Origin of the sequence: Shewanella sp. 10N.286.54.B9, from assembly GCF_041468565.1 — a bacterium.
GTDB lineage: Bacteria > Pseudomonadota > Gammaproteobacteria > Enterobacterales > Shewanellaceae > Shewanella.
This window is the reverse complement of record NZ_JBFRIY010000075.1, coordinates 4,274-6,251: the sequence shown is the minus strand read 5'-3', so window position 1 is coordinate 6,251 and position 1,978 is coordinate 4,274. Positions and strand designations below refer to the sequence as shown.

At 40.4% G+C, this 1,978-nt stretch carries 1 protein-coding gene; it reads right to left on the bottom strand.

What is annotated here, in order from left to right:
- Window positions 1–29 precede the first annotated feature (29 nt).
- Entirely contained in the window at window positions 30–1,733 is a 1,704-nt protein-coding gene (locus AB4135_RS20800; RefSeq protein WP_371995339.1) for a S16 family serine protease, read from the bottom strand.
- Window positions 1,734–1,978 lie beyond the last annotated feature (245 nt).

Sequence of the window (1,978 nt, the reverse complement as noted above, 5' to 3'; positions counted from 1 at the left end):
GCGAACACGTGTACGCTAAACAACTCCGATCAGCTAAAAAATGACAGTTTTTCTCGTAACCTCACAAAAAATGACTTTTCTTCCTCCTGATAACCCGCTAATCCTTCCAGCCTTGCTTGCACTAAGCCATAAAGTGACTCACTTGGAAACTGGTTATCTTGATCAGCCATACCAGCTGGCGTTTGCATTAATATTTCAGCCGCTTCGTCGATATGCTTGACTTGATACAGTGTAAATAGTCCTTCATTGACAGCTTCAATGACAGACTGGTGTAAGTTTAACTGCTGCATATTGGAACATGGAATAATGACACCTTGATGACCTGTTAGCCCTCGGCGTTGACATAATTTGAAAAAGCCTTCAATTTTTTCATTCACACCACCAATGGCTTGAACATTACCAAACTGGTCAATTGCGCCAGTAGCAGCAATGCTTTGTTTTATGGGCTTTTCTGATATCGCTGATATAAGGCTGCAATACTCGGCTAAAGAAGCACTGTCGCCGTCTATCTCTTGATAAGATTGTTCAAATACGATGTTGGCATTGAGGTGCAATGGCGCATCTTTGCCAAATATACGATATAAGCAAGAAGAGAGGATCATCATCCCTTTGGCATGAATGTTTCCGCCAAGCTCCGATTTACGCTCAATATCTGCAACTTCCCCGTCTCCGTAATGCACCGAAGCTGTAATTCTTGCAGGTTCACCGTAACTGTACTCAGCATTTTCGATTACCGTTAAACCATTGATCTGACCTATCATCTCATCTTGAGTTGGTAGATTAATGAATAAATCATCGAAGTTTTGCTCAGATAGCTTTTCTGAGGCGTTATGGCGTTGATTAAACATATTAATACTGAGATGAAATGCTTTTTCATCGATATGTGTTTGCTGAGCATAAGTGCTTGCTTGGACTAACAACTGTTCAATATTAATTGACATTAGGCTTAAGCGTTGTTGATGATCGGCAAGTCTGGCACTGTACTCAAGCAATGCTAACCTTGCTGGATCATCAATGGTTAAACCTATGTCCTCTAAGATCCTATCTAGCCAAAGGTTGTAATGCACCAATGGTACTTCATTGAGGTCGACTTCATTGAGCAATTCACCTAATAAAGGGAATAGATTAGAAAAAGTGGGCTCACCGAGCCAGCAATGCCCATATTGGTTACTAGAGCCAATAAGTATAATCTTACAGTTGAGTGCTAGAGGCGGGAGACTGGAATGTACTTGATATTCTTTCTTATCAAGGATCTCTAACAATAACTCCCACAGCGTTTCTCTTTTCCAAATGGAATCAGCACAGATAAATAAGTAGTGGCAGTTGGCAAGCGCTCCTGCTTTATACTGTTTTGTGCGCTCATCATATCGCCCAATCAGGTCATGCTTTTTAATCGTACCAGAAAGGTACTGATGTGTTTTTTGTTTAGAAGCGAGTACTTGTTGCTTGTCAGTTTGCTCACACCAAACCGTACTATTATCAGCTAACACTAGGCTCTTATCGACAAAATTCCCATCCGATTCTACGAGGGCTTGGATTATATTTTTACGATTACAACCTGAGTAATCGGCTAAATACATATGTTGGTCGTGAGTATTACTCAATAATTTGAAAGCATCTCGAACACGTGATTGGCCAATTAGTCGGACTTCTGAGGGACTATTGTCTGCGGCCGCTGCCGTAAGGGTAAACTGCGGTTTGAGTGCAGAAGCAGGAATAATGTTTGAGTTCATATATATCTGTTAGGTTTTTCAATTAGGGAGATATTAACATAGTATTGCTGTTAGCCTTTAATATGTCAGTGATAGATGACCATCTGGCTGCTTTTAGAGCAATCGGATGATTGCTGAGAGTAAACAATCATCAATTTGATTGTAAGATCACCACTTGATTACCCATAGTAAATTTTTCATCTATTTAGTATTTACAACATGGATGTAAACGCCTAGTATTTACCTCGTTCGGAGAGATGGCAGAG

Excerpts from the sequence above, each read along its gene's own strand:
- AB4135_RS20800 (WP_371995339.1), bottom strand. The coding sequence starts at position 1,733 with ATGAACTCAAACATTATTCCTGCTTCTGCACTCAAACCGCAGTTTACC.